Raw genomic sequence first — 23917 nt, forward strand, 5'->3', positions numbered from 1 at the left:
GTCTCCCGCCGATCGGACCGGGCCCGTTTCCGGCCACCCGTACTCGTCGTAAAGATCGCGACTGTTGTCAGGGCCGGCGGGTAGGCTCGACGACAAGATGACCGAAGAACTCTCACCCGCGGAGCGCTACGCCGCTGCCCGGATCCGCGCCGCCGAAGAGGCCACCGCCCTGGCTCCCTTCCGCGAGATGTACGAATTCGGCCTGGACCCCTACCAGGTCGAGGCCTGCAAGGCACTGGAATCCGGAAAGGGCGTCCTCGTCGCCGCGCCGACCGGCTCGGGCAAGACGATCGTCGGCGAGTTCGCCGTGCACCTCGCCCTGCGGCAGGGCCGCAAGTGCTTCTACACCACGCCCATCAAGGCCCTGTCGAACCAGAAGTACGCCGACCTCGTCAAGCGCTACGGCGCCGACAAGGTGGGCCTGCTGACCGGCGACAACAGCGTCAACTCCGAGGCACCCGTGGTCGTCATGACCACCGAGGTGCTCCGCAACATGCTCTACGCGGGTTCCCAGTCGCTGCGCGGCCTCGGCTACGTCGTGATGGACGAAGTGCACTACCTCTCCGACCGGTTCCGCGGAGCCGTCTGGGAGGAGGTCATCATCCACCTCCCCGAGTCGGTGACCCTGGTCTCCCTCTCCGCGACCGTGTCCAACGCCGAGGAGTTCGGCGACTGGCTCGACACCGTGCGCGGCGACACCGAGGTGATCGTCTCCGAGGAGCGGCCCGTACCGCTGTGGCAGCACGTCATGGCCGGCCGCCGGGTCTACGACCTCTTCGAGGAGGAGTCCGACCACGGCGGCCGCGGCTCCACCCGCCGCGAGGTCAACCCGGACCTGCTGCGCATGGCGCGCGAGGAGAACAGCCGCACGTACAACCCGAAGGACCGGCGGCGCGGCAAGATGGTCCGCGAGGCCGACCGCGAACGCGAGCGACGTTCCCGCAGCCGGATCTGGACCCCGAGCCGGCCCGAGGTCATCGGCCGGCTCGACAACGACGACCTGCTCCCCGCCATCAACTTCATCTTCAGCCGGGCCGGCTGCGAGGCCGCCGTCCAGCAGTGCCTCTACGCCGGGCTGCGGCTCAACGACGAGGCCGGGCGCCTGCGGGTGCGCGAGATCGTCGAGGCGCGGACCGCCACCATCCCCAGCGAGGATTTGCACGTCCTCGGCTACTACGAGTGGCTCGAAGGCCTGGAACGCGGCATCGCCGCCCACCACGCGGGCATGCTGCCGAAGTTCAAGGAGGTCGTCGAGGAACTCTTCGTCCGCGGCCTCGTGAAGGCCGTCTTCGCCACCGAGACCCTCGCGCTGGGCATCAACATGCCCGCCCGCACGGTCATCCTGGAGAAGCTGGTCAAGTGGAACGGCGAACAGCACGCCGACATCACCCCGGGTGAGTACACGCAGCTCACCGGGCGCGCCGGCCGGCGCGGCATCGACGTCGAGGGCCACGCGGTGGTGCTCTGGCAGCGGGGCATGGACCCGGCGGCCCTCGCCGGGCTCGCCGGCACCCGCACCTATCCGCTGCGCTCCAGCTTCAAGCCCTCGTACAACATGGCCGTGAACCTGGTCCAGCAGTTCGGGCGGCACCGCTCGCGCGAACTCCTGGAGACCTCCTTCGCGCAGTTCCAGGCGGACCGCTCGGTCGTCGGCATCTCCAAGCAGGTGCAGCGCAACGAGGAGGGACTCCAGGGCTACCAGGAGGGCATGACCTGCCACCTGGGGAACTTCGAGGAGTACGCGCGACTGCGCCGCGACCTCAAGGACCGCGAGACGGAACTCGCCAAGCAGGGCGCGGCGCAGCGTCGGGCGCAGGCCGCCGGATCGCTGGAGAAGCTCAAGCCGGGCGACATCATCCACGTGCCGACCGGCAAGTTCGCCGGGCTGGCGCTGGTCCTCGACCCGGGCGTGCCGGCCGGACGTTCCAACGGGCACCGCGGGCACGAGTACACCGAGGGCCCGCGCCCGCTGGTGCTCACCGCCGAGCGCCAGGTCAAGCGGCTCGCCGCCATCGACTTCCCGGTGCCGGTCGAGGCGATCGACCGGATGCGGATCCCGAAGACCTTCAACCCCCGCTCGCCGCAGTCCCGTCGGGACCTGGCGACCGCGCTGCGCAGCAAGGCCGGGCACGTCAACCCGGAGCGTCAGCGGCGCGGCCGCGCGGCCGCGGCCGACGACCGCGAGATCGCCAGGCTGCGCACCGAACTGCGGGCGCACCCCTGCCACGGCTGCGACGAGCGCGAGGACCACGCCCGTTGGGCCGAGCGCTACCACCGGCTCCAGCGGGACACCCAGCAGTTGGAGCGGCGGATCGAGGGGCGGACGAACACCATCGCCCGCACCTTCGACCGGATCCACGCGCTGCTCACCGAGTTGGACTACCTGCGCGAGGACGAGGTCACCGTGCACGGCAAGCGGCTCGCCCGGCTGTACGGGGAGCTCGACCTGCTGGCGTCGGAGTGCCTGCGCGAAGGGGTCTGGGAAGGCCTCTCTCCGGCCGAACTGGCCTCCTGCGTATCTGCGTTGGTGTTCGAGTCGCGGCAGGCCGACGACGCGGTGGCGCCCAAGGTGCCAGGCGGCGCGGCGAAGGCGGCGCTCGGCGAGATGGTCCGGATCTGGGGCCGGCTCGACGCGCTGGAGGAGGAGCACCGCATCAACCAGGCGGAGGGGGTGGGCCAGCGCGAACCGGATCTCGGCTTCGCGTGGGCGGCCTACCAGTGGGCCTCCGACAAGAGCCTGGACGAGGTGCTGCGCGAGGCGGAGATGCCGGCCGGCGACTTCGTGCGCTGGTGCAAGCAGGTCATCGACGTGCTGGGGCAGATCGCCGCCGCGGCCCCGTCGTCCTCGGACAGCGGGAGTACGGTGGCGCGAAACGCCCGTAAGGCCGTGGACGCACTCCTTCGGGGTGTAGTGGCATACAGCTCCATCAGCTAGACACTTTTGGGGCTTCCTCCGAGAGTCGGGATGGCCGGATGTCATCTCTTGCCATGATCGATTCGACGTGTGCTGTGCGACGATCGGTCGCATGAGTGGGGGAACGGACGAAGGACCGAGACGGGTCGGTCGGCCTCGCGCCGATCAGCTGAGACCGGAAAGCGGCCGGCCGCCGCGCGAGGAACTCCTGCGCGCGGCGGCCGAGTTGTTCACGGTGCGTGGGTACGGGGCCACCACCACACGGGCGGTGGCCGAGCGGGCCGGGATGCGCCAGGCCACGATGTACCACTACTTCGGCGGCAAGGAGGAACTCCTCGCCGAACTGCTGGAATCCACGGTGGCGCCCTCACTGGCGCTGGCCCGCCGACTGTCGGCCGAGAGCGGCCGGCCCGCCGCCCGCCGGCTGTGGGAGCTGTGCCGCTCGGACGTGATGCTGCTGTGCGGGGCGCCGTACAACCTGGGCGCGCTGTACCTGCTGCCCGAGGTCGCCGGGGACCGGTTCGCGAGGTTCCATCGGATGCGCGGTGAACTGCGCGACGTCTACCTGGAGTTGCTGTACGCGGCCTCGTCCGACACGGAACTCGTTGACGACAGGGACGAGTTGACCCTGCGCAACGACCTCGTCTTCGGGCTGATCGAGGGCGTCATGCTCATCCGCCGCTCCGATCCGGCGCGCCCGATGGCCACCTTCGCGGAGGCCGCGGCCGATGCCGCCCTGCGGATCGCCGGGGTCGCGCGCTGAACGCTCGCGCGGGCCGGGCGACGCGGCTTGGGCGGTCGGGCGTGTGTGGTGGTCGGTGCGGCGGCCCGGTCAGGTGCCCGGAGCGGCTCCGGGGTCGGATTCCCAGCCGGCCCGGTCGTCCCAGGCGCGCAGGCTCAGACCGCTCTCCAGGCGATGGGCCGTGCCGGTGACGGGATCGGTGAACTCCAGCTTCCGGGCCAGGAGTTGGAGTGGGCGGCGGTAGTCGGCCGGGTCCGCCGCGGCGGCGACCACCGGATAGACCGGGTCCCCGAGGATCGGCAGGCCCAGGCGGTTCATGTGCACGCGCAGCTGATGGGTCCGACCGGTGTGCGGGGTCAACCGGTAGCGGCCCAGGTCACCCCGGACGGCGACGAGCTCGACGCGGCTCTCGGCATTGGGTTCCATGTCCGGGAGTTCCACGGCCGCCATCACCCCGCGGACCTTCTCGATGTGGCTGCGGACGGTCCTCGGCAGCTCCACCGAGGGATCGTGCGGGGCGAGGGCCTCGTACTCCTTGGCGACCTTCCGCTGCTCGAAGAGCGACTGGTACGCGCCGCGGTCCTCGGGACGGATGCTGAACATCACCAGTCCGGCCGTCATCCGGTCCAGCCGGTGCGCCGGGCTCAGCTCCGGCAGGTCCAGCTCCTCGCGCAACCGCGCCAGGGCGGTCTGGGTGACGTGGCTGCCGCGCGGGGTCGTCGCCAGGAAGTGCGGCTTGTCCACGACCAGCAGGTGCGCGTCCCGGTGCACGACCCGGATCGGGAACGGCACCACGGGCTCGGTCGGCATGTCCCGGTGGAACCACAGGAAGCCGCCCGCCTCGTACGGGTCCTCGGGGCTCAGCACCCGCCCGCCGGCGTCGAGCACCCGGCCGTCGCGCAGCAGCCGCGCCATCGACTCGGCGCCGCGGGTCCCCGCGTACCGCGCCGTGAGGTAGCTGCCGAGGTCCGGCCACATCCCCTCCGGGTCAGGGGGGAGCCGCAGTCGTACCGGATCGATGCCGGAGACCTGGGGCAGGGGCGCGGGCGGGATGTTCCGTTTCATCGGGCTCCAGCCTAGGCCGTCCGACGTGGTCGTCCGCCGCTACCGCTTGGTGAAGGTGCCCAGGTGGTCGGCGTCCAGGTACTCGACGCGGAGCGTGCCGTCGGAGAACGTCACCCCGGTACGGCCCACGGCGTTCTCGCCGACGGTCTCGAAGCTGAACACGTCGCCGTCGTAATGGGTGAGCGGGAAGCGCAGGGGCTTCGGCCCGAGGGCGAGGGTCAGCCCGTCGCCGTCCGGGTTCGCGGTGATGCTGGCCTTGCCGTAGTAGGGGTTGTCGTACGTCCCGGTGTACGCGCCGTCCTCCCGGGCGGGCTTCGCGCCGGCGGGCGGGTGGGCGTAGTCGGTGGGGGAGCGGCCCGCGGCGTCCATCTGCGCGTACAGCGACCCGGTCAGGCCCAGCCAGTCGGTGGTGGCCTTGCCGTGCTCGGCGAAGTCGAAGAAGTCCAGGGCGACGGCGTCGGCGAGACCGACCGGGGCGCCGTTGGTCAGGACGACGATCCCGAGCCGCTCCAGCGGAAGCATCGTCACGTTGGTGTTCGCGCCGAGCTCGAAGGCGCCCGAGTGACTCAGGCGCAGTCGACCGGCCTGGTCGTAGGAGACGTTCCAGCCGAGACCGTAGAAACCGGTCGTAGCGGTGGGCGTGGCGGGGGGCTGCGAGACGATCTCGGGGACATGGGTGCGGGCCAGGGTGTCCTGCGGGACGATGCGCCGGCCGTCCAGGGTGCCTTCGGCCAGTTGGAGGCGCAGCCAGCGGGACATGTCACGGGCCGTCGAGCTCACCCCGCCCGCCGGGGACTGGGCGTCCGGGTCGCGGACGAAGCGCGGGCTCCAGGTGCCGTCTGGATTCCGCACGTGGGTGACGGCCTTGTCCGTCGCCCGCTCGAAGGCGGCGAACTCCGTGCTGGTGCGCGTCATGCCCGCCGGCTTGAAGAGGGTGTCCTGGGCGAGCTTCTGCCAACTGGTGCCGTGGGCCCGGGCGATGGCCTCGGCGGCGGCCGTCAACCCGAAGTTGGTGTACGCGTAGCTCGCGCGGAAGGGGGTGAGGGGCAGCAGACGCAGGTGGTCGAGGATGTACGGCCGGTCGTAGCCGAGGTCTTCGAGGAGATCGCCCGCGTGGTCGGGGAGGCCGCTGCGATGCGAGAACAGGTCGGCCGTGGTGACGTGCCCGGTGACCCAGGGGTCCTTGAGGGAGAAGCCGGGGAGCGGTACGTGCCTGTCCCATTCGTCGGGGGAGGTCAGGGCGCCGGCCACCACCGTCGAGGAGACCGGCTTGGAGAGGGAGGCGATCTGGAAGACCGTGTCGGGGTCGACCCGCGCGCTCTCGCCGGTCCGGCGCAGCCCGAAACCCTTGAGGTGGACGACCTCGTCGTCGTGGACCACGGCCACGGACACCCCGGGGACACCGGTGCGCTTCATCATGGCCGTGACGGTCGCGTCGAGACGGTCCACCGCCTTGTCGACGGCTGCGTCCGTGAGTCGGGGCTGCGGCGTCGGAGGGGCCGGTGCGGCCGTCGCTCCGGCGGTGGCCGCGGCGGTCAGCATCATGGCAGCCCCTGCCGAGCCGAGCGCGCGGAGCGTACGCATGGGGTCATTGTCCCGCCGGACGGGCGGGGGCGCGCGGTGGCCTGGCGGCCGGCCCTTGGGGGCGGGCGGTTCGGCGTGCGGAGTGGTTGCGCGGGGCCGGTTCGGTGCGGGGCCGTTGCGCGGAGCGGCCCCGGCTGCGCCGGGCTTTCGGGGCTCCGCCCCGGACCCCGCGCCTCAAACGCCGGCGGGGCTGGATGTGGCCGGGGTCCGGCGGGGCTGGAATGGTCCCCGCGCCTCAACCGCCGGCGGGGCTGGATGGGCCGGGGTCCGCTCGGGTCAGACCGTGGCGGGGGTGGGGACTTCCTGTTCGGCTTCCACCTTCGCGTTCCAGTCGCGCTTGATCGCGCGCCAGCCCTCGTCGGTCTCGCCCAGTCGCCAGTAGCCGGAGATGGAGAGACGTTCCCTCGGGATGCCGCGTTCGACGCGCAGGTGGCGGCGGAGCTCCTTCACGAAGCCCGCCTCGCCGTGGACGAACGCGTGGACGTCGGCGGAGGGGAACCGCAGGGAGGAGACCGCCTCGACCAGGGCCTCGCCGACGGGGCGGTTCCCGCGGTGCAGCCAGATCGGGACGACTCCGTCGGGGGTGGCGATCGTCTGCTCGTCGTCCGGGCCGTCGATCTCGATGAAGGCGTGCACGACGGCCCCGGCCGGCATCCGCTCCATCGTCGCGGCGATCGCCGGCAGGGCGCTCTCGTCGCCCGCGAGGAGGTGCCAGCCCGCGTCCTCGGCCGGGGCGTAGGCGCCGCCCGGCCCGAGGAAGCGGACGAGTTCGCCCGGCTGGACCCGGGCGGCCCAGGGGCCGGCCAGACCCTCGTCGCCGTGGACGACGAAGTCCAGGGTCAGCTCGCGGTGCGTCGGGTCCCAACAGCGCACCGTGTACGCGCGCTGGCGCGGCCACTCCGCGCTGGGGTGCGCCGCCCGGATCCGGTCCAGGTCCCACGGCACCGTGTACGTGACGCCGTCGGGGGCGAACAGGAGTTTCACGTAGTGGTCGGTGAACTCGCCCGCGCCGAAACCGGCCAGACCCGCACCGCCCAGCACGATGCGCACCATGTGCGGCGTGAGCCGTTCGGTGTGTACGACGACGGCGGTGCCGACGGTGCGGGCGCGTCCTTCTGCCACGGCGTCTCCCCTGACTCCCCAGAAACTTAGGATTACCTAAGTTAGCACCTCAGGAGCGCAGCGCGCCTCCCAGGCGCGATACGGCTCCACCAAGACCCCAGCGGTGGGCCAACGCGTCGACCATCTCCGGATCCGCCGCGGCCGCCGGGAGCGCGGGGTCGAAGGCGGGCAGCGGCACGTCCGAGGCGACCTGGACCACCTTCGGGGCGACCGCCAGATACGGCCGGGATTCATCCAGCCGCCGGCGCTGGGTGGGGGTGAGGCCCGACGTCGGGTCGTCGATCGCGGCGATGATCCCCGCGAGGTTCCCGTACGCGTCCAACAGCTTGGCCGCCGTCTTCTCCCCGATCCCCGGCACGCCCGGCAGGCCGTCGCTCGGGTCGCCGCGCAGCAGCGCCAGGTCCGCGTACCCGGGGCCGTCCACCCCGTACTTCTCGCGCAGCCAGGCCTCGTCCGTGACCTGGAGGGTGCCGACGCCCTTGAGCGGGTACAGCACGCGGCGCCGCTTGGCGTCGTCCACCAGCTGGTAGAGGTCCCGGTCGCCGGTGACGATGTCCACCGGGCCGGTCGCCCGCGCCGTCAAGGTGCCGATGACGTCGTCGGCCTCGTAGTCGGCGACCCCCACCCGGGCGATCCCGAACGCGTCCAGCGCCGCCTCGATGATCGGCACCTGCGGGGCGAGGGTGTCCGGGGTCTCCTCCACGTCCGGTCCGGTCTCGGTCTCCCGTGCCACCCGGTGGGCCTTGTAGGACGGAATCAGTTCCACCCGCCAGTGCGGTCGCCAATCGGCGTCCATGCAGGCCACCAGGTCGTCGGGGCGGTGGTCCTGGACCAGCCGGCCGATGAAGTCGAGCAGCCCGCGCACGGCGTTGACCGGGGTGCCGTCGGGGGCCTTCACGGAGTCCGGCACACCGAAGTAGGCGCGGTAGTAGAGGGAGGCGGTGTCCAGGAGCATCAGGCGTCGTGTCGTCACGCTGACGATGATGCCGCAGCCGTCCGACGGCCCGCGGCCGAGGACGGGTCGAGCCGTGCACGCGAATCCGGGGGCGGTTGCTGCGTAAGGTGCTTACAGCACACCGATGTGCGTCCGACGGACAAGGGGAGGGCAGCCCCGCCATGAACGACAAGGACGGCAAGGTCGACACGGACGGCAAGGACGAGAAGGACAAGGACAAGGACTCCAAGGACCAACCGCTCCGGGTGGGCGTGGCCGTGCGCAAGCGGCGCCGCGCGCTCCAGCTCACCCTCGCCGCGGTGTCGGGGCGCAGCGGCCTGTCGGTCCCCTTCCTCAGCCAGATAGAGAACGAGCGCGCCCGACCCAGCATGCGCTCCCTGGAACGGGTCGCCGACGCGCTGGAGACCACGGCCGTGGAACTGCTGGCCGCCTCCGACACCGCGCGCACGGTGGACCTCGTACGGGCCGGTGACGACTCCGCCCTCACCCCGATCCAGGGCGTCCGTCCGCTCGTGCGCGGGCACCACCAACTGCACGCGCTGGAGTTCACCGGGGACCAGGACGCGGGCCGGGAGTACCAGCACCGCAACGACGAACTGATGTACGTGGTCGCGGGCGCCTGCCAGGTGGAGGCCGAGGGGCGGGCGTACCGGCTGGAGAGCGGCGACGCGCTGTTCCTGTCCGGCGGGGTGCGCCACCGCTGGCGGGCCGTCACCGAGGACACCCGGATCCTGGTCGTGGCGGTGGGCGAGCACATCCACGCCACCTCCGAGCCGCCGTCCCCGGGGCGCTGAAGCCGGTGGGCGTGTCCCGCGGGATCTCGCGTGTCGTCTCGCTCGTGCCCTCGCTGACCGAGGCCGTGGCCGTGAGCGCGCCCGGACGCCTGGTGGGGGTCACGGACTGGTGCACGCACCCCGACGACCTCGACGAGGCGGGCGTGGTGCGGATCGGGGGAACCAAGAACCCCGACGTGGCCAGGATCGTCGCGCTGCGCCCGGACCTGGTGATCGCCAACGAGGAGGAGAACCGGGCGCCGGACCTGGCCGCGCTGCGGGCCGCGGGGGTGCCCGTGGCCGTCACCGAGATCCGCGACCTCCCGCAGGCGCTGCGCGAACTGGACCGGCTGCTGGTCGGGACGCTGGGCCTGGCCCGGCCGCGGTGGTTGACGGACGCGGAGGCCGCGTGGGCGAGGGTGGAGCCCGTGGGGCGCTGGACGGCCTTCGTGCCGGTGTGGCGCAAGCCCTGGATGGTGCTGGGGCGGGACACCTTCGCCGGGGACCTGCTGGCCCGGCTCGGGGTGCGCAACGCGTACGCGGGACACGCGGACCGGTACCCGCGGGTGCCGGTCGAGGACCTGGCCGGGGCCGGCTGCGATCTGGTGGTGCTGCCCGACGAGCCGTACCGCTTCACCGCGTCCGACGGGCCCGAGGCTTTCCCCGCTCTGCCCGCCGCACTGGTCAGCGGACGGCACCTGACCTGGTACGGGCCCTCCCTGGCCGAGGCGCCGGACGTACTGGCGCGGGCCCTGCGCGCCGCGCGCTGACCGGCCGGGCCGGGCTCAGCGCGGGGCGCGGAGCAGGCGGCCGGAGTGCAGGCCGCGCAGCGTGTGGACCGCAGCCGCGGCCCAGGCGATCAGCAGGACCAGGAACAGGGCCGCGGCCAGCCAGGCGAAGGCGGTCAGCCCGGTGTGGCGGGCCAGGCCGGCGGCGCCGGTGACACAGGTGCCGACCGGGAAGGTCAGGGCCCACCAGGTCATCGCGAAGCCCATGCCGCCCCGGGCGGCCCGGACCAGCATCGCCGCGGCCAGGGCCAGCCACAGCAGGGCGAAGCCCATGACGGGGACCCCGTAGACGACGGCGAAGGCCCCGAGGGCGCCCGCGTACGGGGCGCCGATCGCCCCGGGGGCCATGTCCGCGAGCTGGTTGACGGCGGTGGTGGACTGGCCGAGGGGACCCAGGACCAGGAACAGGGTCGGGGTCAGCAACAGCGGCAGCGGACCGCTCGTGATCAGTCGGCCGAGGATCAACGGCAGCATCAGCAGGGTGGCCAGCAGACTGAGGCCGAAGAGCGCGTAACAGCCCAGCAGCATGGCCTCGCGGGCCTGCCCGGCGGGCAGGTGGGGTATCAGCAGGGGGCCCAGCGCGGCGGAGACCATCGGGGCGACCAGGGGGAGCAGCCACACGGGGGTGGCCTGCCGGGCCTCGACCTTGTGACGCACCACCATCAGGTACGGGACGAGCACCGCCATCAGCAGGCCGATCGCCGTGCCGGCGGTGAACAGCACGGCGTCCACGGCGACGGCCGCCTCCGTCCCGATCAGGTCCTTGCCCACGATCAGGGTGCCGCCGCCCACCGCCAGCAGTGCCATCGACAGACACCCGTAGAACGGGGCGACGGCCGGGTCCAACAGATGGGCGCGGGCCTGGTCGCGGTGGTACAGCCAGTGCCCGGCCCGGGCCGTGAGCAGCACGACCAGGGCCGCGGCCGACAGGGCCCAGACGAGTTGGCAGGCCACGCGCTGCCCGGGGAGCTGGTAGGGCAGGGTCGCGCCGGCGTTGGCGATGATCGCCGTACCCATGACCGAGGCGTACCAGTTCGGGCCGAGGTGCCGGAGCGCGGGGGCCTTGTGGGCCCGGGGTGCGGGAGCGGCGGTGGTGCGGGGACGTACGAGGGTGGTGACCATGGGTCCAGCGTCGTGCCGGGCGGGACCGACCGGCAGAGGTCGCTGTCCTATGAGGCCATAAACTGACCTTATGGGTAATGACGAGTGGGTTCCGCTGGCGCACCGCGTACCGGACCTGGGCGCGCTGGAACTGCTGCTCGCGGTCGCCCGCGTCGGCAGCCTGAGCGCGGCCGCCCGGCGGCTGGGCATCACCCAACCCGCCGCCAGCAGCCGCATCCGGGCCATGGAGACCCGCCTGGGCGTGGCACTCGTCGACCGGTCCCCGCGCGGGTCCACGCTCACCGCCGAAGGCGCGCTGGTCACCGACTGGGCGCGGCGGGTCGTCGAGGCGGCCGAGGCCTTCGACGCGGGCGCGCAGGCGCTGCGCGGGCGGCGGGACTCGCGCCTGCGGGTGGCGGCCAGCATGACCATCGCGGAGTACCTGCTCCCCGGTTGGCTCATCGCACTGCGTGGGCAGCGCCCCGGGACGGCGGTGTCGCTGCACGCCGGCAACTCGGCCGACGTCGCGGAACGGGTCCTCGCGCACGAGGCCGACCTGGGGTTCGTCGAAGGGCTGTCCGTACCGGACGGACTGGACTCCGCCGTCATCGCGCAGGACCGGCTGGTGGTCGCGGTGGCACCGCGACACCCCTGGGCACGGCGCACCAGGCCGGTGCCGGCGCAGGAACTGGCGGCGACCCCGCTGATCCTGCGGGAGCGGGGCTCCGGGACGCGGCAGGTGCTGGACGCCGCGCTGGCCGGATGCGGGGGGCTGGCCGCGCCCCTGCTGGAACTGGCGTCCACGACCGCCGTGAAGGCGGCGGCGCTCAGCGGGGCCGGGCCGTGCGTGCTGTCCGAGCTGGCGGTGGGGGACGAGCTGGGGGCGCGGCGGCTGGTGGAGGTGCCGGTCGCCGGGGCGGCGCTGGACCGGGCGCTGCGGGCCGTGTGGCCGACGGGGGCGCGGCCGGCGGGGCCCGCGCGGGATCTGCTGTCGCTGACCCGGGCCTGACCCCTGGCCGGGGGTGCGGGGGCCCTGGCCGGGGGGTGCCCTCCCCGGCCAGGGCCCGGCCCCCGGGGTGCGACCCCCGGACGCGGTGCCGGGGGTGCCCTCGGCGCGGCGCCGTTGCGGGGGCTCCGCCCCCGGACCCCCGCGCCTCAAACGCCGGCGGGGCTGGAGATGGGCCGGTGTCGGTGGAGGGATCGGGCCTCAGACGTGGGCCAGGGGGGCGGGTGCGGGGTGGGTGGCCGCCGCCGTGATCAGGGCGGCCATGACCCGGGTGTCCTTGTCGCGTTCCGGGTGCCACTGGACGCCCAGGACCCAGCGGTCGGGGTCGGGGAGTTCGATGGCCTCCACCGTGCCGTCCAGGGCGTGGGCCGAGACGATCAGGCCCCGACCCAGGCGGTCCACGGCCTGGTGGTGGTAGGTCGGCACGTCCGCCTCCTCCGGCACCAGCTCCGCGTACCGGGTGCCCGCGACCGGGCGGACCGGGTGCGAGGAGATGGCGCCCGGGGTGTGGACGTGGCCGTCGAGGTGCTGGATCAGGCTGCCGCCCAGGGCCACGTTGAGCGCCTGCATGCCCCGGCAGATGCCCAGCAGCGGGAGGTCCGCGGCCAGGGCGGCCCTGATGAGGGCCAGTTCCCACGCGTCGCGGACCGTGGCGGGTGCGCCCGTACGGGGGTCGCGCGGGGCGCCGTAGTGGACGGGGTCGACGTCCGGGCCGCCCGCGACCACCAGGCCGTCCACCCGGCTCAGCACCTCCGCGGCGCGTCCCGGTTCGTCCGGCGGCAGCAGGACCGCGGCGCCGCCCGCCGCCTGGACGAGTTCGTAGTACCCGGAGGGGACGAGGGCGGTCGGGAGGTCCCACACGTTGTAGCGGGTGGATTCCTCGACGTAGGTGGTGATGCCGATGAGCGGCCTGGGCACGGGTGCTACCTCCAGGGTGGTTCCGGGGTGTTCCGACGGACCCGTACCGGCGAACCGGTACGGGCCCAGGATTTCAGTCGCGGGTCAATTCCGCCTCGGCGGCCGCCAGTGCCGCGAACTCCTCCTCGGGCGCGGAGGCCACCAGGTGGTGGCGGCTGTAGAGCGCGAAGTAGGCCAGGGCGACGGCGTACACGGCCAGCGCGATGAAGGCCGCGTCCTTGTCCACCAGGAAGGTCGCGACGAGCGCGGAGAGGGCCAGGACGAAGGCCACCGAGGAGGTGACGATGCCGCCCGGGGTGCGGTACGGCCGCTCCAGACCGGGCTCCCGCCGGCGAAGCACGATGTGCGAGAGGGCCATCAGGGCGTACGAGATGGTCGCGCCGAACACGGCGATGTTCAGCATGCGCGGACCGTTGCCGGTGGCGGCGGCCAGGGCGAAACCGATCGCGCCGGGGATCAGCAGACCCAGGTAGGGGGCCTTGCGCTTCGAGGTCAGGGACAGGAAGCGCGGCAGGTAGCCCGCCCGGGAGAGGGCGAACAACTGGCGCGAGCCGGCGTAGATGAGGGAGAAGAACGACGCCACTAGCCCCGCGAGCCCGGCGTAGTTGACGAACGTCTTCAGCCAGGACAGGCCCGGGTTGCCGTCCAGGGCGACCACCAGCGGGTTCCCGGCGTCCTTGAGGGCGTCGGCGCCGCGGGCGCCCGTCGAGGCGAGGAAGGTGATCAGGGCGAGCAGGACGAGGATGCCCATGGAGATCGACAGGGCCCTGGGCATCGAGCGGACCGGGTCCTTGGCCTCCTCGGCCGCGAGGGGGACGCCCTCCACGCCCAGGAAGAACCACATGCCGAAGGGGAAGGCGGCCCAGATGCCGAGGACGCCCAGCGGGAGCCAGGAGCCCGCGCCGAAGGCCTCGGTGTCGACGGCGATGTCGTTCAGGTTCGACGCGTCGAACTCGGTGAACGCGCCGAGCGCGAAGACGATCAGCGCGACCACGGCGACGGCGGTGACGACGAGGGAGAAGCGCAGGGCCTCGCCGACGCCCCAGAGGTGGATTCCGATGAAGATCGCGAAGCAGGCGAGGTAGACCGGCCAGCCGGACGTGAGGCCGAAGAGGTTCAGGGACTCGACGTAGTCGCCGATGAAGATGGAGATCGCGGCGGGGGCCAGGATGTACTCGATGAGGATCGCGGTACCGGTGAGGAAGCCGCCCCACGTGCCCAGTGCCCGGCGCGCGAAGCCGTATCCGCCGCCCGCCGTGGGCAGGATCGCGGAGAGTTCCGCGAGGGAGAAGACCAGACAGGCGTACATCGTGCCCATCAGGACGGTGGCGATGGCCAGGCCGCCGAAGCCGCCCTGCGCCAGACCTATGTTCCAGCCGGAGAAGTCGCCGGAGACGACGTACGCGACCCCGAGACCGGTGAGCAGCAGCCAGCCGGCGCTGCCGCGGCGGAGCGTGCGGCGTTCCAGGTAGCCGTCGCCGCCCTCGGGGGACTTGGTGGGATCGGCCGCGGCTGTCAGCCGGGCCTCGATGTCGTCGGCCATGTGCGCTCCTGCCTAGGGCAATGGTTGTGAGGCGTACCTTTGCGTCATGGGAGTGGAGCGCGCAAGACCCCTGCGTTAAACAGGGGTTACGAAACGCTCTCGGTCCGAAACCTGGCCGAACCCGCCGTAAAGCGGTGCTTTCAGGCCAGAAATCCCCGCAGGAGTGCCGCCGTCCCACAGCAGTGTTCGCGCATCGTCTCCCGCGCCGCGTCCGCGTTCCCCTCCAGGACCGCCTCCACCAGCGTCGAGTGCTGCTGCTGCGAGTGCTCCAGGTTGCGCACCAGTAGCGGAATGCAGTCCAGCAGCTCGTTCACGGTGGCGCGGACGGCCGCGTACTGCGCCGTCAGCGTGGCCGATCCGGCGAGTTCGCACAGGGTGAGGTGGAACAGGGTGTCCTGGCGGCGGTAGTCCGCGAGCGGGGCGTCGTGGGTGGCGGTCAGCGCGCCGAGCAGTCGCTCGGTCCCCTCCTCGGTCAGCCCCTGCGAGGCGCACAGCCCGGCCGCGCCCACCTCCAACACCTCGCGGAAGCGCAGCGCGTCCTCGATGTCCACACCCGCCACCCGCCGCCGCAGCTCCTGCTCGGCGCCGCCGGCGGGGGTGTCGGGGCGGTGCAGCACGAACGTTCCGCCGTACCGGCCGCGGCGGGCCTCCACCAGGCCCTGGTCCTGGAGCACCTTCAGCACCTCCCGCAGGGTCACCCGGCTGATCCCCATCCGCTCGGCCAGCTCGCGCTCGGCCGGAAGCCGCTCCCCGCCCGGCACCAGACCCAGCCGGACGACCTGGAGGATCTGCTCCAGCGCCTCCTCGAAACCGTTGCCCGCCCGCACCTGTCTCAGCACGGGATTCAGCCGTGCGATCGCGTCGCCTTCACTCGCCGTGTCGGTCATCTCGGCTCCTCCCCTTCCCAAGCAATGGTTCTATTCAATACCTTAGGCGCACTCGGCTCACCGAAGGAGAGATTCCAGTGGTAGACCGCAAGCCGCCGCTCGCGATCGAGGAGCTCCGCTCCCTCGTCGCCAGCGGTGAGATCGACACAGTCGTCCTGGCCTTCCCCGACATGCAGGGACGCCTCCAGGGCAAGCGGTTCGCCGCACAGTTCTTCCTCGACGAGGTACTCGCCCACGGCACCGAGGGCTGCAACTACCTGCTCGCCGTCGACACCGACATGAACACCGTCGACGGATACGAGATGTCCTCCTGGGACCGCGGCTACGGCGACTTCGCCATGCACCCCGATCCGGCCACCCTGCGCCGCCTCCCCTGGAACCCCGGCAGCGTCTTCCTCCTCGCCGACCTGGCCTGGAACGACGGCTCGCCGGTGGTCGCCGCCCCGCGCCAGATCCTGCGCCGCCAACTGGAGCGCCTCGCCGACCTCGGGTACACCGCCATGGTCGGCACCGAACTGGAATTCATGGTCTTCCAGGACACCTACGAACAGGCCTGGAACGCCAACTACCGTGACCTGACACCGGCCAACCAGTACAACATCGACTACTCCGTCCTCGGCACGGGCCGCGTCGAGCCCCTGTTGCGCCGCATCCGCAACGAGATGCAGGCCGCCGGCCTCGTCGTCGAGTCCGCCAAGGGCGAGTGCAATCTCGGGCAGCACGAGATCGTGTTCCGCTACGACGAGGCGCTCACCACCTGCGACCAGCACTCCGTCTACAAGACGGGAGCCAAGGAGATCGCGGCCCAGGAAGGCGTCTCGCTCACCTTCATGGCCAAGTACGACGAGCGCGAGGGCAACTCCTGTCACATCCACCTCTCGCTGGGTGACGCCGACGGACACAACGCGATGGCCGGCGGACCCGACGACCCCGACGGCATGTCGCCGGTGATGCGTCACTTCCTGGCCGGCCAACTGGCCGCGCTGCGGGACTTCTCCCTTCTCTACGCCCCGAACATCAACTCGTACAAGCGTTTCCGCCCCGGATCCTTCGCACCGACCGCCGTCGCCTGGGGCGTGGACAACCGGACCTGCGCCCTCCGCGTGGTCGGCCACGGCCGCTCCATGCGCTTCGAGAACCGCCTGCCGGGCGGCGACGTCAACCCGTACCTCGCCGTCTCCGGTCTCGTCGCCGCGGGCCTGTACGGCATCGAACACGGCCTGGAACTGCCCGAGGCCTGCGCCGGCAACGCGTACACCGCCGACTACGCCCACGTCCCCACCTCCCTGCGCGAGGCCGCGGAACTCTGGGAGAACAGCGAGATCGCCAAGGCCGCGTTCGGCCCCGAAGTGGTCGCCCACTACCGCAACATGGCCCGCGTGGAACTCGACGCCTACGACTCCGCGGTGACCGACTGGGAACTGCGCCGCTCCTTCGAACGCCTCTGACCGCTCCCACCCCGCACCCACCGCACCCGAACGTCTGAGAGGCACCACGTGTCCGATGAGCTGGCCCCCCTCGATCTGAGAGTGCTGAACCCGGCCACCGAGGAGATCGTCGCCACCGTCCCGACCGCCACACAGGACGACGTCGACGCCGCCGTCACCAGGGCCGCCGCGGCCCAACGGGCCTGGGCGGCGGCCTCACCCGCCGACCGCGCCCGACTGCTGCGCCGCTTCGCCGCGGTGGTCGACGGACACGTCGAGGAACTCGCCGCCCTGGAGGTCCGGGAAGCCGGACACACCATCGGCAACGCCCGCTGGGAAGCCGGGAACGTACGCGACCTGCTCGACTTCGCCGCCGGGGGAGTGGAGCGACTCTCCGGCCGGCAGATCCCGGTCGCGGGCGGCATCGACGTCACCTTCCTCGAACCCCTCGGCGTCATCGGCGTGATCGCCCCCTGGAACTTCCCCATGCCGATCGCCGCCTGGGGCGTGGCGCCCGCCCTCGCCGCCGGCAACGCCGTCATCCTCAAGCCCGCCGAGACCACCCCCCTCACCGCCCTGCGCCTCGCCGAACTCGCCCTCCAGGCCGGGATCCCCGAGCACCTCTTCCAGGTGCTCCCCGGCCGGGGAGCGGTCACCGGCGACGCACTGGTCGAACACCCCGGGGTCGCGAAGATCGTCTTCACCGGTTCCACCCCCGTCGGCAAGCGGATCATGGCCAAGTGCGCCGACCGGGTGAAACGGCTCACCCTCGAACTCGGCGGGAAGAGCCCCAACATCGTCTTCGCCGACGCCGACCTGGAGGCCGCCGCAGCGGCGGCCCCGATGTCCTTCCTCGACAACACCGGCCAGGACTGCTGCGCCCGCACCCGGATCCTCGTACAGCGCTCCGTGTACGACCGGTTCCTCGAACTCGTCACCCCGGGCATCGAAGGCGTGGTCGTCGGCGACCCGTCCGACGAGAAGACCCAGATGGGCCCGCTGATCTCACAGGTGCAACGGGAGCGCGTACGGTCCTACGTCACCGACGACCTCACCGCGATCCGCGGCACCGCCCCCGACGGCCCCGGCTTCTGGTACCCCCCGACCCTCGTCCTCGACGTCGACCCCGCCGCCCCCGTCGCCGCCGAGGAGGTCTTCGGCCCGGTCGCCGTCGTCCTGCCCTTCGACGACGAGGAGGACGCCGTGCGCCTGGCCAACGCCACCGCGTACGGGCTCTCCGGCTCTCTGTGGACCCGCGACATCGGCCGCGCCCTGCGCGTCTCGCGCGCCGTCGCCGCGGGCAACCTGTCCGTCAACTCCCACAGCAGCGTCCGCTACTCGACGCCCTTCGGCGGCTACAAGCAATCCGGCCTCGGCCGGGAGCTCGGACCCGACGCCCTCACCGCTTTCACCGAGACCAAGAACGTCTTCATCAGCACGGAGGCCTGAACCCACCATGACCACTTCCGACAACGAGATCGTCTGCCGCCGCCTGGTCGGCCGTACCGCCGTCATCACCGGAGCCGGCAGCGGCATCGGTCTCGCCACCGCGCGCCGCCTCGCCTCCGAGGGCGCCAACATCGTCTGCGGGGACATCGACGAGACCGCCGGCAAGGCCGCGGCCGAGGAAGTCGGCGGGACCTTCGTCAAGGTCGACGTCACCAGCCCCGAGGAGGTCGAAGCGCTCTTCAAGACCGCCTTCGACACCTACGGCTCGGTCGACATCGCCTTCAACAACGCGGGCATCTCACCCCCCGACGACGACTCGATCCTCACCACGGGCCTGGAGGCCTGGAAGCGGGTCCAGGACGTCAACCTGACCTCCGTCTACCTCTGCTGCAAGGCCGCCCTGCCCTACATGCAGCGCCAGGGCCGCGGCTCCATCATCAACACCGCCTCCTTCGTCGCGATCATGGGCGCCGCCACCTCCCAGATCTCCTACACCGCCTCCAAGGGCGGCGTGCTCGCCATGTCCCGCGAACTCGGCGTGCAGTTCGCCCGCGAGGGCATCCGCGTCAACGCGCTGTGCCCGGGACCGGTCAACACCCCGCTCCTCCAGGAACTGTTCGCCAAGGACCCCGAGCGGGCCGCCCGTCGCCTCGTGCACATCCCGCTGGGCCGGTTCGCCGAACCCACCGAGATCGCCGCGGCCGTGGCCTTCCTCGCCAGCGACGACTCCTCCTTCATCAACGCCACCGACTTCCTCGTCGACGGCGGCATCTCCGGCGCGTACGTCACCCCCCTGTAGCCGACCCGCCGGGGGCGCGCCGAACGCCCCGACCACACCCCCCGACAGCCGGGCGTCGCACGACGCCCGGCTGTCGTGCCCCACCGTCCGCGACGATCCCCGCAGGAAGCAGGAGTGTCCAACCCCGATGACCCGATCCGGTTCCGCGCGACGCCTCCGGGCCGCCCTGGCCGCCGCGGCGATGGCCGCCGGCTCCCTCGTGGCCGCCGCGCCCGCCGCCCAGGCCGCCCACCCCGGCGGCCACTGCACCACCCCCACGCTCGAAGCCGGCTGGTACGGGGACAACCAGGCCCGGCTCCAACGGCTCCTCGACACGTACGGCACCTGCCACCCGTACCGGCCGAACCGCGACAAGCCCGTCGCCGTCTTCGACTGGGACAACACCGTCGTCAAGAACGACGTCGGCGACGCCACCATGTTCTGGCTGCTGCGCAACGGCAGGATCCGCCGACCCGCCGACGGCGACTGGACCGGCACCAGCCGGCACCTCACCCCCGCAGCCGCCGAGGCCCTGGCCGCCGCCTGCGACCGGCTCGCCCGCCCCGGCGCCCCGCTGCCCACCGGCACCCCCGCCGGCGCCGACTGCGCCGACGAGATCAACGCCGTCTACGGCACCACCGCCACCCGGTCCGGCGCCGCCGCCTTCGCGGGCTGGGACCGCCGCACGACCGAGCCCGGGTACGCCTGGCTGTCCCAGCTCACACGCGGCTGGACCGCCCGCGAGGTCCGCGGCTTCGCCGCCGCCGCACGGGCCGAGAACCTCGCCGCGCCCGTCGGCGCCAAACAGCGGGTCGGCACCACGACGACCGCCACCGGCTGGGTCCGCTACCACGACCAGCAGAAGGACCTCATCGGCGCCCTGCGGAAAGCCGGCTTCGACGTCTGGATCAGCTCGGCCTCGCCGCAGCCGGTCGTCGAGGTGTGGGCCCGGGGCGTCGGCATCGCCGCCGACCACGTCATCGGCATCCGCAACACCACCACGCGCGACGGCCGGTACACCGCCCACCTCCAGGGCTGCGGCTCCGTCAAGGACGGCGCCGACACGATGATCACGTACATCGACGGCAAGCGCTGCTGGATCAACAAGGAGGTCTTCGGGATACGGGGAGCCGCCGCCGAGAAGGTCCAACCGGCCGCCCGACGCCAGGTCTTCGCCGCCGGCGACTCCGACACCGACATCTCGTTCCTGCGCGACGCCACCGCGCTGCGGCTCGTCCTCAACCGCAACAAGAACGAACTCATGTGCCGCGCCTACGACAACAGCGACGGCAAGTGGATCGTGAACCCGATGTTCATCGAGCCGAAGGGGCGCAAAGCCACCCCGTACCCGTGCGCGACAACGGGCTACACCGAGCGCGACGGCACCCCCGGACCCGTCCGCCGGGGCGACACGAGCGTCATCCCCGACCAGCGGGACACCGTGTACTGACCGACGAGATCCGAAGGAGACGGCTCAGAGGAACGTGCGGCCCTCGCCCCGGTACGTCGGGGCGGTGGCCGTCACCCGATCACCCTCGACGAGGTGCAACGTGTCGAAGCGCTCGCACAGTTCGCCCGCCTTCGCGTGCCGGAACCACACCCGGTCGCCGATCAGCAGATCGTCGGCCGGGCCGCCGAGCAGCGGCGTCTGGACCTCGCCGGCGCCCTCCTGCGGGTCGTAGCGCAGGCCCGCGGGGAGGTACGGCACGGGCAGCCGGTCGGGGCCGGGCGCACCCGAGGCCGGATACCCGCCGCCGAGCACGGTCACGACACCCACGCCGGGCCTGCGGACCACGGGCTGGGCGAACAGGGCGGCCGGGCGTCCCCGGAAGGACGTGTAGTTGTCGAACAGCCGCGGCACGTAGAGCCCCGAACCGGCGGCGATCTCCGTGACCGCGTCCTCGGCGGCGGTCTGCTGCACGCTGCCGGTACCGCCCCCGTTGACGAACTCCAGGTCGGGCACCACCGCGCGGACGGCCCGAACCGTCTCGGCGCGCCGGGCCGCCAGCTCCTTGCGCGCCGCGGCCTGCATCAGACGGATCGCCCGGGACCGCAACGGACGCCCGGCCAACGAGTCGCCGACACCGGCGACATGACCCTCGTAGCCCATCAGCCCCACGACCCGGAACCCCGCACGGGCCGTGACCGCACGGGCCAGGTCCGCGAGCTGCCGCGGCTCGCGCAGCGGCGAACGGCGGGCGCCCACCCGGACCCTGCCGCCGAGGAGGTGCAGCGCGGTGTCCAACTCCAGGCAGACCCGGATCTCCTGGGAACCGCCGTCGCGGGCCCGGTCGATGAGTTCCACCTGGGCGATGTCGTCCACCATCACGGTGATCGCCCCGGCCAGTTTGGGATCGTCCGCGAGTTCCGCGAAACCGGTGAGGTCGGCGGAGGGATAGGCGAGGAGCACGTCCTCGAACCCGGAACGGGCCAGCCAGATGCTCTCGGCGAGGGTGTACGACATGATTCCCGCGAACCCGGGTCGGGCCAGCACCCGTTCGAGCAGCACACGACACCGCACGGACTTGCTGGCCACCCGGATCGGCTTGCCGGCCGCACGGCGCACGAGGTCGTCGGCGTTGGCGTCGAACGCGGCCAGATCGACGATGGCCAGCGGCGCGTCGAGGTGGGCGGTGGCCTTGTCGTACCGGGCACGGTCGGAAGTCATGGCGGCAGCCTGCCATGCCGGTGTACCGGTGGGTAGGGGGTTCGAGTCACCACCCTGCGCGGCCGAGGACCGCCGCCGACCACCGGCGGCCCCGGCCGTCCGCCCCGCGCGTGGCCCCGGCGACCGGGGCGGGGAGCCCGCGGTCGACCGCGCACCCCTTCGACCCCCCTGCCGGAGCCCCCGTACAGTACGGGGAAGGCCGCAGCGTAAGAACGGGGGCGGAGCAGCCGGATGACGACGTCCACACCGCAATCGCCGGTCCTGGCCGAGACCGACCCGCCCCCGCGCCGACGCCCCGCCCGCGTGACGGCCGCCGTCCTGTTCGGGGTGCTGGGAGCCGGCCTCGTCGGCGGAGCCGCGTTCACCGCCTGGAACGAACACCGGGAAGCACACCGCCCCGTGGCCCCCGACGCCGCCTACCGCGAGGCGGCCACGCTCTGGCGCGACGCCCCCGTCGACCGCCTCTTCCCGCCCGCCCTCGACGGCCGCGACAAGGGCCCCGACGGCGCCGACCGGTCCTGGACCCGGATCGCCCTCGCCCCCGACGCCGACTGCCCCGCCGCGCTCGACGCCACCTGGCGGGCGACCCTGGCCGACACCGGCTGCACCCGCGTGCTCCGCGCCACCTACATCGACTCCACCCGCAGCTCCCTGATCGCCGTCGGCCTGGTCTTCACCACCGCGGACTCCACCACCATGGCCGGCTTCCGCGACCGGATGACCCTCCCCTCCGCCTTCGGGTTCTCCGACTCCCGGCGCGCCGCCTGGACCGCCACCCCGATCGCGGGCGCCCCGGCGATCGTCTACACCGTCTCCGCCTTCGCCGACGGCCGCGCACCGGACGCCCCCCGGCCCGCCGAGGAGGCCGTCCGGCAGGACGCGACCGGCGTCGTCGCCGAGTCCGGGCTCGGCCACGACGCCAAGGCCGTCGCGTCCGAGGTGGGGCACGCAGTCGCCGCCCTGGCCGCCCCGCCCGCGTCACCCGCCCCGGACCGGAAGGCCCGACCGTGAGCCGTCCGACCGCGAGCCGCGCCGCCGCCGCGCTCGCCCTCGCCGCCCTCCTCGCCGCGGCCGGCGCGCACCCCGCCTCCGCCGACGCCATCCGGGACCGCCAGTGGGGCCTGCTGGCCCTGCGCGCGGAGGAGGCGTGGGGAACCACCCAGGGCGACGGGGTCACGGTCGCCGTCCTCGACACCGGCGTGGACGCCACCCACCCCGACCTCGCCGGCCAAGTGCTCGACGGCACCGACCTCGTCGGCATGGGCGCCGGCCGCGGCGACCGGGCCTGGGCCCGGCACGGCACCGCCATGGCGAGCATCATCGCCGGACGCGGCCACGGCCCCAGCCGCAGCCAAGGCGTCCTCGGCATCGCCCCGCAGGCCAGGATCCTGCCGGTACGGGTGATCCTGGAAGAGGCCGACCCGGGCCGGGCGAAGGCCCGCGGAAGCAAGTCCGGGGCCCTCGCCGAGGGCATCCGCTGGGCCGCCGACCACGGCGCCGACGTCATCAACCTCTCGCTCGGCGACGACAGCGAATCCGCCCACCACGAGGGCGCCGAGGACGAGGCGGTCCGGTACGCGCTCGGCAAGGGCGTCGTCGTCGTCGCCTCCGCGGGCAACGGCGGCGAGCGCGGCGACCCCACCTCCTACCCGGCCGCCTACCCGGGGGTCATCGCCGTCACGGCCGTCGACCGCAAGGGCCGCAAGGCCGACTTCTCCACGCGCCACTGGTACGCGACCGTCAGCGCCCCCGGCGTGGACGTGGTCATCGCGGACCCCGACCGTTCCTACTACGAGGCGTGGGGCACCAGCGCCGCGGCCGCCTTCGTCTCCGGCACCGTGGCCCTGGTCAAGTCCGCGCACCCGGACCTGTCCCCGGCGCAGATCAGGAAGCTGCTGGAGGACACCGCCTCCGACGCCCCGTCCGGCGGCCGCGACGACGCCCGCGGCCACGGCACGGTGGACGCGGTCGCCGCCCTCCAGGCCGCGGACGCGCTCCGCCCCGAAGCGCCGCTGCCCACCCCCGTCCCGGCCGGCCGGGAGTACTTCGGCCCCGGCCCCGTGCCCGTCCGCCCACCGGAACGCACGGCACGCCTGGGGGCCCCGGTGGCCGCGGCCGCGGGTGTGGTGCTGCTCGCACTGGCCGGCGTACTGGCCCGGCGCCCGAGGGTTTCGCGGCGGGATAGGGTCGGTTGATT

General features: G+C 72.8%; 20 protein-coding genes. 11 read left to right on the forward strand and 9 right to left on the reverse strand.

What is annotated here, in order from left to right; all coding sequences use genetic code 11:
* Window positions 1-97 precede the first annotated feature (97 nt).
* Complete coding sequence (locus OTB19_RS21285; protein ID WP_267799943.1) at window positions 98-2935, forward strand: DEAD/DEAH box helicase; 2838 nt, start codon at window positions 98-100, stop codon at window positions 2933-2935.
* Window positions 2936-3026: 91 nt separating this feature from the next.
* A complete protein-coding gene (locus tag OTB19_RS21290; protein ID WP_267799944.1) occupies window positions 3027-3677 on the forward strand; it encodes a TetR/AcrR family transcriptional regulator in 651 nt (216 codons plus the stop codon).
* Window positions 3678-3746: 69 nt separating this feature from the next.
* On the opposite strand, the gene OTB19_RS21295 is transcribed toward OTB19_RS21290, so the two are convergent.
* The 4 genes from OTB19_RS21295 to OTB19_RS21310 form a co-directional block, all read right to left on the reverse strand.
* Window positions 3747-4721 carry a pseudouridine synthase gene (locus OTB19_RS21295; protein ID WP_267799945.1) on the reverse strand — a complete coding sequence of 325 codons (975 nt, stop codon included), beginning with the start codon at window positions 4719-4721 and terminating at the stop codon, window positions 3747-3749.
* Between the two features lie 39 nt (window positions 4722-4760).
* Entirely contained in the window at window positions 4761-6305 is a 1545-nt protein-coding gene (locus OTB19_RS21300) for a serine hydrolase (protein ID WP_267799946.1), read from the reverse strand.
* 276 nt (window positions 6306-6581) lie between these two features.
* Complete coding sequence (locus OTB19_RS21305) at window positions 6582-7427, reverse strand: siderophore-interacting protein (protein ID WP_267799947.1); 846 nt, start codon at window positions 7425-7427, stop codon at window positions 6582-6584.
* A 49-nt stretch (window positions 7428-7476) separates the two neighbouring features.
* The gene (locus tag OTB19_RS21310) at window positions 7477-8382 is read right to left on the reverse strand and encodes a 5'-3' exonuclease (RefSeq protein ID WP_267799978.1); all 906 of its coding nucleotides are present in this window, start codon (window positions 8380-8382) and stop codon (window positions 7477-7479) included.
* A gap of 161 nt (window positions 8383-8543) precedes the next feature.
* On the opposite strand from OTB19_RS21310, the gene OTB19_RS21315 reads away from it, so the two are divergent.
* Entirely contained in the window at window positions 8544-9176 is a 633-nt protein-coding gene (locus OTB19_RS21315; RefSeq protein WP_267799948.1) for a helix-turn-helix domain-containing protein, read from the forward strand.
* 5 nt (window positions 9177-9181) lie between these two features.
* Window positions 9182-9925 carry a helical backbone metal receptor gene (locus OTB19_RS21320; RefSeq protein ID WP_267799949.1) on the forward strand — a complete coding sequence of 248 codons (744 nt, stop codon included), beginning with the start codon at window positions 9182-9184 and terminating at the stop codon, window positions 9923-9925.
* Window positions 9926-9940: 15 nt separating this feature from the next.
* Here OTB19_RS21320 and OTB19_RS21325 read toward each other — a convergent pair whose 3' ends face one another.
* Window positions 9941-11065 (reverse strand): TDT family transporter, encoded by a 1125-nt coding sequence (locus OTB19_RS21325; RefSeq protein WP_267799950.1) that lies wholly within the window; start codon window positions 11063-11065, stop codon window positions 9941-9943.
* Between the two features lie 70 nt (window positions 11066-11135).
* Between OTB19_RS21325 and OTB19_RS21330 the strand changes: the two genes are divergently transcribed.
* Window positions 11136-12053, forward strand: a complete 918-nt coding sequence (locus tag OTB19_RS21330) for a LysR family transcriptional regulator (protein ID WP_267799951.1) — start codon at window positions 11136-11138, stop codon at window positions 12051-12053.
* Window positions 12054-12251: 198 nt separating this feature from the next.
* On the opposite strand, the gene OTB19_RS21335 is transcribed toward OTB19_RS21330, so the two are convergent.
* From OTB19_RS21335 to OTB19_RS21345, 3 genes are all read right to left on the reverse strand, one after another.
* Window positions 12252-12968, reverse strand: a complete 717-nt coding sequence (locus OTB19_RS21335; protein ID WP_267799952.1) for a gamma-glutamyl-gamma-aminobutyrate hydrolase family protein — start codon at window positions 12966-12968, stop codon at window positions 12252-12254.
* A 73-nt stretch (window positions 12969-13041) separates the two neighbouring features.
* Complete coding sequence (eat, locus tag OTB19_RS21340) at window positions 13042-14511, reverse strand: ethanolamine permease (protein ID WP_267799953.1); 1470 nt, start codon at window positions 14509-14511, stop codon at window positions 13042-13044.
* Between the two features lie 140 nt (window positions 14512-14651).
* Window positions 14652-15398 (reverse strand): FadR/GntR family transcriptional regulator, encoded by a 747-nt coding sequence (locus OTB19_RS21345; protein ID WP_267799954.1) that lies wholly within the window; start codon window positions 15396-15398, stop codon window positions 14652-14654.
* 77 nt (window positions 15399-15475) lie between these two features.
* On the opposite strand from OTB19_RS21345, the gene OTB19_RS21350 reads away from it, so the two are divergent.
* From OTB19_RS21350 to OTB19_RS21365, 4 genes are all read left to right on the forward strand, one after another.
* Entirely contained in the window at window positions 15476-16846 is a 1371-nt protein-coding gene (locus OTB19_RS21350) for a glutamine synthetase family protein (RefSeq protein ID WP_267799955.1), read from the forward strand.
* A gap of 48 nt (window positions 16847-16894) precedes the next feature.
* Entirely contained in the window at window positions 16895-18274 is a 1380-nt protein-coding gene (locus OTB19_RS21355) for an aldehyde dehydrogenase family protein (protein WP_267799956.1), read from the forward strand.
* Window positions 18275-18281: 7 nt separating this feature from the next.
* Window positions 18282-19073 carry a 3-oxoacyl-ACP reductase gene (locus OTB19_RS21360; protein WP_267799957.1) on the forward strand — a complete coding sequence of 264 codons (792 nt, stop codon included), beginning with the start codon at window positions 18282-18284 and terminating at the stop codon, window positions 19071-19073.
* Between the two features lie 127 nt (window positions 19074-19200).
* Window positions 19201-20502, forward strand: coding sequence for a haloacid dehalogenase-like hydrolase (locus tag OTB19_RS21365; protein WP_267799958.1), 1302 nt, complete (start codon window positions 19201-19203; stop codon window positions 20500-20502).
* Window positions 20503-20526: 24 nt separating this feature from the next.
* Here the strand turns inward: OTB19_RS21365 and OTB19_RS21370 are convergent, their stop codons facing one another.
* On the reverse strand, window positions 20527-21720 hold the full coding sequence (locus tag OTB19_RS21370; protein ID WP_267799959.1) for an amino acid deaminase/aldolase: 1194 nt from the start codon (window positions 21718-21720) through the stop codon (window positions 20527-20529).
* Window positions 21721-21951: 231 nt separating this feature from the next.
* On the opposite strand from OTB19_RS21370, the gene OTB19_RS21375 reads away from it, so the two are divergent.
* Both OTB19_RS21375 and mycP read left to right on the forward strand, forming a co-directional pair.
* Window positions 21952-22731 (forward strand): hypothetical protein, encoded by a 780-nt coding sequence (locus tag OTB19_RS21375; protein WP_267799960.1) that lies wholly within the window; start codon window positions 21952-21954, stop codon window positions 22729-22731.
* Window positions 22728-23915, forward strand: a complete 1188-nt coding sequence (gene mycP, locus OTB19_RS21380) for a type VII secretion-associated serine protease mycosin (protein ID WP_267799961.1) — start codon at window positions 22728-22730, stop codon at window positions 23913-23915. The genes OTB19_RS21375 and mycP overlap by 4 nt, the downstream gene beginning before the upstream one ends.
* Window positions 23916-23917 lie beyond the last annotated feature (2 nt).

It is taken from the genome of Streptomyces sp. H27-H5 (genome assembly GCF_026627505.1).
Taxonomy (GTDB): Bacteria; Actinomycetota; Actinomycetes; order Streptomycetales; family Streptomycetaceae; genus Streptomyces.